This is a genomic window from Halorubrum sp. Hd13 (assembly GCF_002252755.1).
In the GTDB taxonomy this organism is placed as follows: Archaea; Halobacteriota; Halobacteria; order Halobacteriales; family Haloferacaceae; genus Halorubrum.
Genome location: NZ_NHOY01000020.1, coordinates 49,578 through 57,162, shown reverse-complemented (window position 1 = coordinate 57,162; position 7,585 = coordinate 49,578). Strand labels below are relative to the sequence as shown.

At 71.1% G+C, this 7,585-nt stretch carries 8 protein-coding genes and 1 tRNA gene; 3 read left to right on the top strand and 6 right to left on the bottom strand.

The features are described 5' to 3' along the window. Positions 1 to 20: 20 nt before the first annotated feature. Both DJ81_RS03035 and DJ81_RS03030 read right to left on the bottom strand, forming a co-directional pair. Positions 21 to 935 carry a substrate-binding domain-containing protein gene (locus DJ81_RS03035; RefSeq protein WP_094525738.1) on the bottom strand — a complete coding sequence of 305 codons (915 nt, stop codon included), beginning with the start codon at positions 933 to 935 and terminating at the stop codon, positions 21 to 23. Positions 936 to 1,472: 537 nt separating this feature from the next. Further along, a tRNA-Arg gene (locus DJ81_RS03030) sits at positions 1,473 to 1,547 on the bottom strand. Positions 1,548 to 1,649: 102 nt separating this feature from the next. On the opposite strand from DJ81_RS03030, the gene DJ81_RS03025 reads away from it, so the two are divergent. Together DJ81_RS03025 and DJ81_RS03020 are read left to right on the top strand one after the other, a co-directional pair. Beyond that, complete coding sequence (locus tag DJ81_RS03025; RefSeq protein WP_094525737.1) at positions 1,650 to 2,264, top strand: AAA family ATPase; 615 nt, start codon at positions 1,650 to 1,652, stop codon at positions 2,262 to 2,264. Further along, complete coding sequence (locus tag DJ81_RS03020) at positions 2,261 to 2,713, top strand: RNA-binding domain-containing protein (RefSeq protein WP_094588388.1); 453 nt, start codon at positions 2,261 to 2,263, stop codon at positions 2,711 to 2,713. The genes DJ81_RS03025 and DJ81_RS03020 overlap by 4 nt, the downstream gene beginning before the upstream one ends. A 36-nt stretch (positions 2,714 to 2,749) precedes the next feature. Here the strand turns inward: DJ81_RS03020 and DJ81_RS03015 are convergent, their stop codons facing one another. The 4 genes from DJ81_RS03015 to DJ81_RS03000 all read right to left on the bottom strand — a co-directional run bounded on the left by DJ81_RS03015 (position 2,750) and on the right by DJ81_RS03000 (position 5,783). Further along, positions 2,750 to 3,328 (bottom strand): transporter, encoded by a 579-nt coding sequence (locus tag DJ81_RS03015; protein ID WP_094527372.1) that lies wholly within the window; start codon positions 3,326 to 3,328, stop codon positions 2,750 to 2,752. A gap of 93 nt (positions 3,329 to 3,421) precedes the next feature. Next, positions 3,422 to 4,015, bottom strand: coding sequence for a GNAT family N-acetyltransferase (locus DJ81_RS03010; protein WP_094525734.1), 594 nt, complete (start codon positions 4,013 to 4,015; stop codon positions 3,422 to 3,424). A gap of 97 nt (positions 4,016 to 4,112) precedes the next feature. Beyond that, positions 4,113 to 5,033 (bottom strand): DMT family transporter, encoded by a 921-nt coding sequence (locus tag DJ81_RS03005; RefSeq protein WP_094588386.1) that lies wholly within the window; start codon positions 5,031 to 5,033, stop codon positions 4,113 to 4,115. 78 nt (positions 5,034 to 5,111) lie between these two features. Continuing rightward, a complete protein-coding gene (locus DJ81_RS03000) occupies positions 5,112 to 5,783 on the bottom strand; it encodes an ArsR family transcriptional regulator (RefSeq protein WP_094525732.1) in 672 nt (223 codons plus the stop codon). 211 nt (positions 5,784 to 5,994) lie between these two features. Between DJ81_RS03000 and gpmI the strand changes: the two genes are divergently transcribed. After that, positions 5,995 to 7,566, top strand: coding sequence for a 2,3-bisphosphoglycerate-independent phosphoglycerate mutase (gpmI, locus tag DJ81_RS02995; protein ID WP_094588384.1), 1,572 nt, complete (start codon positions 5,995 to 5,997; stop codon positions 7,564 to 7,566). Positions 7,567 to 7,585 lie beyond the last annotated feature (19 nt).

Here is a 7,585-nt window from a genome sequence, read left to right as displayed (position 1 = left end):
AGAGGAGACAGACGAGGGAGTCAGTCCGCTTCCATGTTCGACCAGTCGCTCGGCACGTACTGGTCGAACCGCGGCTCCCGCGACCGGGCGAGCGGTCTGAACGCCCGCTCGCCGCCCACGCGGAATTCGTCTATCCGGGTCTGCCCGGGCCCGGTGACGTAGCCGAGGAAGGCCATCGCCAGCGGATACGCCGCGTCGTGCCGGGCCGGATTGACCGGGATGGCGGCGTACTCGTTCCGGAGCAGCGGCGGCGGGTCCTCGACGCCGCGCGCGACGTGAGCCGCCAGCCCGCCCGCGTCGACGTTGAGGAACGTCCCGCGGTCCGTGAGGGTGTACGAGCCGGACTGCGCGGCCATCACCAGCGTGTTCCCCATCCCCTGGCCGGACTCGCGGTACCAGGAGCCGGCGGGGTCGATCCCCGCCTCCCGCCAGAGGCGGCGCTCTCGGAGGTGCGTCCCCGAGCGGTCGCCCCGCGACAGGAACGACGCCTCGCTCCCGGCGATCGCCGCGACAGCTTCGGCCGGGCCGGCGCCGGCGACGCCGGCGGGGTCGTCCGGGGGACCGACCAGCAGGAAGTCGTTCACCATGACCGCGCGCCGGTTGATCCCGTGTCCCGCGCGGACGAACTCGTCCTCCAGCGGCCGAGCGTGGACGAGAACCACGTCGCAGTCGCCGTTGCGGGCGGTCCGGAGCGCCCCGCCGGTGCCGCGGGCGATCGCGTCCACCGTCACGCCGAACGACTCCTCGAACCCGGGGACCAGTTCCGTGAGGAGCCCGCTGTCCCGGGTCGTCGTCGCCGTCGCGACCGTCAGCGTCTCCCCGTTCGTTCCGCAATCGGCCGTTTCGGAGGCCGACGCCGGCGTCCCGCCGAGACAACCCGAGAGCGAGAGGGCGCCGCCGACACCGACCAGTTCCACGTAGCGCCGCCGGTCCATTGTCGGAGTAAACGTCACCGGCCACAAAACTGTTTTTAGATACCGGTAGCGGTTACGTTACGACCGCGGAGCGGCGCGCGGTCGGCGACGGTGCGAGCGTCGATATCGACGTCCTACGCGTCTGCGTCGCCGGTCCGACCGCCTTCCGGCGGAGTACGCGTGAGCGCGACCCGAACGGGACCGCGGTCGCGCGCAGCGACACGCTTGATCGGAAACGCCGTTTTGGAGGCCCTCAGCGTGTCTCTCACGGGCGTAACGGGAGGCGGTTTCACTGAAGCGGGGTACGGGCACAGTGGGACTCCCGCGGGCGACCGACGGGAGCGAGGGGGCGTACACTGTGCCCGTGACGAACGAAGTGAGGAACGGGCACAGTGGGATTCGAACCGATATCAGACGTGCTCGCTCGCTGCTCGCGCCTCCGCTGCTCGCTTACCGAGGTGCTCACTCCGTTCGCACCTCGCTTCGCTCGCTGCGCGCGACTCCCAGGGTTCGAATCCCCTGCGTGCCGGTTCGCTCGTCGCTCCGCTTCTCGCTGTACGGGCACAGTGGGATTCGAACCCACGACCGTCGGATTAGAAGTCCGACGCTCTATCCGAGCTGAGCTATGTGCCCTCACATCTTCCTCTACCGCCCGATATAAAAAACGCCGACGGTTCGCGCCGGCGGGCGGCGCCAACAGCAGACCTAAGTCCGGCACGAGACTACTCCGCGTCAATGAACGTTATCGGAACCGTCGGGCTCCCCGGGAGCGGGAAGGGGGAGGCGGCGAACGTGGCCGAGGCGGCCGGGATCCCGGTCGTCGTCATGGGTGACGTGATCCGGGCGGAGTGCCGCCGCCGCGGGCTTGACCCCGCCGAGCACCACGGCCGGATCGCGCGGGCGCTCCGCGAGGAGGAGGGCGACGACGCCATCGCCGCCCGCACGCTCCCGCTGATCCGCGAGGCCGCCGCCGAGAGCGACCGCGACGCCGTCCTCGTCGACGGGCTGCGCTCCACCGTCGAGCTGGAGCGCTTCCGCGAGGCGTTCGGCGACGACTTCACGCTCGTGGCGGTCCGGGCCCCCTTCGAGGTGCGCGCCGAGCGCCTCGACGACAGGGGACGAGACGACTCCGACTCCGACCTCGAGGCCCTCCGCGAGCGCGACGCGCGAGAGATCGAACTCGGCCTCGGCGAGACGCTCGACCGCGCCGACGTCGAGATCGACAACACGGGGACGCTCGACGAGTTCCGGAGTCGCGTCCGCGAGGCGCTCGGCGTCGCCGGCGAGTCGGGCGAGGAAGCGAGCGCGGAGTCGACGGCGACCGCGAACGCCGGAGGTGACGGCGCGTGATCTACAGCGTCGACGTGCGGATCGAGGTCCCGGTCCGCGACACGGAGGTGACCGACCGGGTCTTCGACGCGGTCCGGAACGTGTTCCCGGACGCGGAGCCGGTCCACGAGGACGGGCGGCTCGTCGCCGAGGCGCACACCCTCGACGCCTTCTCCGACGTGCTCCACGAGCAGGAGATCCTCGACACGGCCCGCCGGGTGTTCCTGCGCAACAGCACCGACGAGGGGTTCGCCTTCTCGCTGAAGAAGCAGGCCGCGTTCGAGGGGGTCGTCAACTTCGCCGTCGGCGAGCCGGACGAGCTCGGCGAGATCGACGTCGACGTCCGCGTCCGCGAGCCCGACGTCGAGTCGTTCATCGACTACGTCGCGCCGGAGACCGACGAGGGCCGGCCGGTCGATCCCGTCCGGGAGTACGGCGACCGCGTCGAGCCCGACGAGGGCGACTACTGAACTCCGAGAAAACGACCGACCGCTCTTTCGACACTCTCAGTCGCTCAGCAGCGTCGCGCCCGCGCCGCCGATCGCGCCGAACGCCGCCGGGTACACCGCGCCCGCGAGCAGCACGGCCGTGAGGAGGTCGGGGGCGATCGTCGCCTCTCGGACCGCGTGCCGGAAGAGGAACGCGCCGATCACGGCCAGCGGGAGGTACCCGACGAGGACGGACGCGCCGGCCTGCGCGCCGTCGACCGGCTCCGTCGCCCCAGCGATCCGGCTCGCGACGAGTCCGGCGACGACCAGCAGGACGGGCGGAACGACGAACAGCAGCGTCAGCGAGCCGCCGTCGGCCTGCGAGATGATGTTCGTCATCTGCGAGCCGCCGACCAGCGACGGTACTCGGGTGTCGGCGAAGTGGCCGTTGTAGAACACCCACCCGACCGCCTTCCACGTCGGAATGGGATCGCCGCCGAACAGGTCGGCGAAGACGTTGAACCCCGCCAGCTGGTCCTCTATCGCGCTCCCCTGCGTGACGTACGCGAACAGGTAGCCGAGGACGTAGGCGGCGGCGCCCGCGGCCGCCCCGCCGACGATTCCGCTCGTCCCGCTCGTTCGGTCGGTGACTGACATGCACCCGCAGTCGTTTCGGCCGTGGTAAGTGTTTGTTGGCTCGCGATGAGCAAGTAAAAAACTCGTTTCAGGCGCCGAAACACCCGATGCGCGTCAGCTCGTCGCCTCGCGCCACTCCGCCTGTGAGATCGTGTAACGGACTTCGTCGTGGACGCTCCCGTCGAGGAAGGTGAGGGTGTTCCGCAGGCGGCCCTCGCGGCGGCCGCCGAGGCGCTCGATGTACTTCTCGATCGCCCGCCGCGAGTTGTCGTTGTCGGGGTGGTGGCCCACGGCGACGACCTCCAGGTCGAGGTCGTCGAAGGCGACCTCGACGAGCGCCGCGGCGCGCTCGCCCGAGTAGCCGCGCCCCCAGAACCGCTTGCGGAGCCACGTCCCGAGCTCGGCGGTTCGCCGCTCCCAGTCGACGGAGAAGCCGCCGAAGCCGGCGATATCGCCGGCGCCCTCCTCGCCCTCGCGGGGGCGGATGACGTAGCTCGCGGCCTCGTGGTCTTCCCAGCGCTCGCGGCCGCGTTCGAGGAACTCGCGGGTCTCCTTCTTCGTCTCGTGGGGGTCCCACGTGACGTGTTCGGTCACCTCGTCGATCGCGGGGTCAGACGAGCAGATCCGGTAACAGGCGTCGAGGTCGACGTTCTCGGGCCGTCGGGGCTCCAGTCGCAACCGGTCCGTCTCTATCGTCTCGGGGAACATGGCGGCCCGTCTCGTGGGAACGCCTAAAAGGATCGCCGAGTGTGAGGGCTGTTCGCATCCCCCGGCGGCGGGCGGGAGAGCGGCCGGGAGCGCGACCTCACGCGGCGATCCTGTACTCGCGGAGCGCCGACCGCAGCGCCGCCCGCTTCACGAGGGCGAACCCGACGCAGATGATCAGGAAGCCGGCGACCGTGTTGACCGTGATCCCCTCGCTCAGGAACACCCACCCGGCGAGCGCGGCGAAGATCGGGGCGACGTAGGAGACGAGGTTGATCTCGATCGGTCCGAGCCGGTCGAGCAGGTCGAAGTAGATGAGGAAGCCGAGCCCGCTGGCGGCGACCGACAGGTACGCCAGCGCCAGTACGCCCTCCCTCGTCCACGCGACGTCGGCGACCGACTCGCCGAGCCCGACCGACAGCAGGTGCATCAACAGCGCGCCCGCGAGCATCGACCACGCCTCCATCGTCTCGATCGGGAGGTCGGCGTCCGACGCCCGGGTGAGCACCGATCCGAGTGCGAACGAGGCCGCCGCGAGCAACACGAGGAACTTCGCGACCGTGCCGCCGCCGGTCAGGTTCGCGGGGTCGGGCGCGGCCAGCACGACCGCGCCGACGAGGCCGACGAGGAGGCCGATCACCCCGACGACGGTCAGCCGCTCGGACGGGAGGAAGGCGCGGGCGAAGACGGTCGTCAGCACGGGCGAGAGGCTGACGATCACGGCCGCGACGGCGCTCGTCACGGCGGGGTCGCTCTCGCCGACGAAGAGGAACGCGTGGTAGCCGGCGATGATCAGCGTCGCGCCGACAGCGACGACGGCCCACTCGTCTCGCCCGCGAGGGACCGGGTCGTCGACGGCGTACGCGGCGTACGCGAGCATGACGACGCCGGCGATGTCGTACCTGAGCGCGGCGAACAGCACCGGCGGGAAGTACGCCAATCCGGCCTTGATCGCCATGAACGCGGACCCCCAGACGGCGGCGAGGACGAGGAACAGCGCGAGGTCCCGTGCTCGGCTCACACGCCCCCTCCTCCGGGCGCGGTTCAAAAGGTTCCGGAAGCGGCCGGACGTGCAGGGAGAGCCCGAAACGCCGACCCGCTACCGGACTCGGTACCGGTCGTCGTCGCCGGCGGCCTCGCGGGCGAGGACGCCGACGTCGGCGAGGCGCCCGAGCGCGTCGTCGACGGTCTCCTCGCGGGCGCCGACCTCCTCGGCCACGGCCGCGGGCGTGCCGTCCGTCTCGATCACCGCGGCGAGGATCGCGGCGTAGAATCGGCTGTCGGCCTCGGTGCCGAGCCGCTCGTCGATCTTCGCGAGCGTGTCCTCGACCCGCCCCTGCACCCACCGCTGGGCCAGCGAGAGCTCGCGGTCGAGGTCCTGAAGGCGGGCGTACTCCCCCGCGAGGTCGCCGATGTCGTTCGACGCGCCAGACCCGTCGGGCGCCTCGATGGTGAGGTGGGGACACCGGCCGGACATGTCGAGGCTGTTCTTGGCGGGGTACGCGCTCTTCGCGCCGAACCCGTACGGGGAGACGCTCACCTCCAGTCTGAGGCTGCGGGTGATCCGGAAGTACTTCCGGCGTTGGTCGTCCGTCGTCGACTCGATCAGGCCCGCCTCCTCCAGCTTCCGCAGGTGGTCGATGACGGCCTTCGGGCTCACGTCGAGGTACTCCGAGATCTCCGTGACGTAGCAGGGCTTGGTCGCGAGCAGCCGGAGGATGCGCCGCCGGTTCTCGTTCCCGAGGAGATCGAGCAGTACCGCGGAGTCCATTAACGTATAGTTAGCGTCGAGAGCGTAAAAGGCTGACTTACGGAGGGCGACCCGACCGGGTCGCCTCCCGGGGGTCGTTCCCCGCGGCCACGTTGTCGCCGACGGGCGATCGCCACGGAACAGTCGCCGCCGAACCGTCGCCGCCGGCCGGTCGCCGCCGGGAGTTCGCCCGGAGCGAAGGGTAGTTACCCCGCGGAGCGGAACGGGGGGTATGGAGACGGCACTCATCGTCCTCGACGGCTGGGGACTCGGGAGCGGCGCGGGAGGCGGCGACGGCGAGGACGGCGAGACGGTCGATCCCTCGGGGCGACCGGCCGGCCGAGACGCGGTCGCGGCCGCCGACACCCCGGCGTTCGACGACGCGAGCGAGCGGGGCGCGGACGGGCGACTCGTCGTCCACGGGCGGCGCGTGGGGCTCCCCGAGGGGCAGATGGGGAACTCGGAGGTCGGCCACTTGAACATCGGCGCGGGGCGGGTCGTCAAGCAAGCGTACACCCGGATCACGGACGCGCTCGCCGAGGGGTCGCTCTCGGACAACGACGCCATCGCGGGGGCGCTGGAACACGCGAAGTCGACCGGCGGGCGCGTCCACTTCATGGGGCTCGTCTCCGACGGCGGGGTCCACTCCGACGTCGAGCACCTGCTCGCGCTGATCGACGCCGCGGCCGACGCCGGGGTGCCGGCGACCAGCCACGCGTTCACCGACGGCCGCGACACGGCCCCGGAGATCGCCGACCGCTTCCTCGCCGAGGTGGAGGCGAAGGCCGAGGAGCGGGGGACCGGCCGCGTCGCGACCGTCACGGGCCGGTACCACGCGATGGACCGCGACGAGAACTGGGAGCGGACGAAGAAGGCGTACGACGCGATCGTCGAGCGCGAGGCGCCCCACCGGGCCGAGACGGCGGTCGAGGCCGCGACCGAGGCGCACGCGCGCGGCGAGACCGACGAGTTCATCGAGCCGACGCTCGTCGACGAGGAGCCCGCGCTCGCCGACGGCGACGCCGTGATCTTCTTCAACTTCCGGGCGGACCGCGCCCGCCAGCTCGTCCGGCTGCTCACGGACACCCGGCCCGAGTGGGGGTTCGAGGTCGACCAGCCCGACGTCCGGATGACGACGGCGACCGAGTACGACGAGACGTTCGAGTTCCCGGTCGCGTTCCCGCCGGAGATCCCCGAGAACACGATCGGCGAGGTCGTCGCCGACGCGGGGCGCACGCAGCTCCGGATCGCCGAGTCGGAGAAGTACCCGCACGTCACCTACTTCCTCAACGGCGGACGCGAGGTGGCGTTCGAGGGCGAACTCCGAGAGATCGTCGAGAGCCCGGACGTTCCAACGTACGACCTGCAGCCGGAGATGTCGGCGCCGGAGCTCACCGACGAGGCGATCGCGATCATCGACGAGGATGACCCCGACCTGATGGTCCTCAACTACGCGAACCCGGACATGGTGGGCCACACCGGCGACTTCGACGCCGCCGTCGAGGCGGTCGAGGCGGTCGACGCGGGGCTCGACCGGCTCCTCGACGCGGTCGCCGACGCGGGCGGGCACGCAGTCGTGACGGCCGACCACGGCAACGCCGACGACATGGGGACGCCCGAGGACCCCCACACCGCCCACACATTCAACCCGGTCCCGTTCGTCTACCTGACCCCCGACGGCGACGACGGCGGGCGCGCGGTCCGCGAGGGCGGGTCGCTGTGCGACATCGCCCCGACGCTCGTGGACCTGATCGGGCTCGACCGCCCCGCGGAGATGACCGGCGAGCCGCTCCTCTCGGAGTAACTCGGGGCCGTTGAACGCG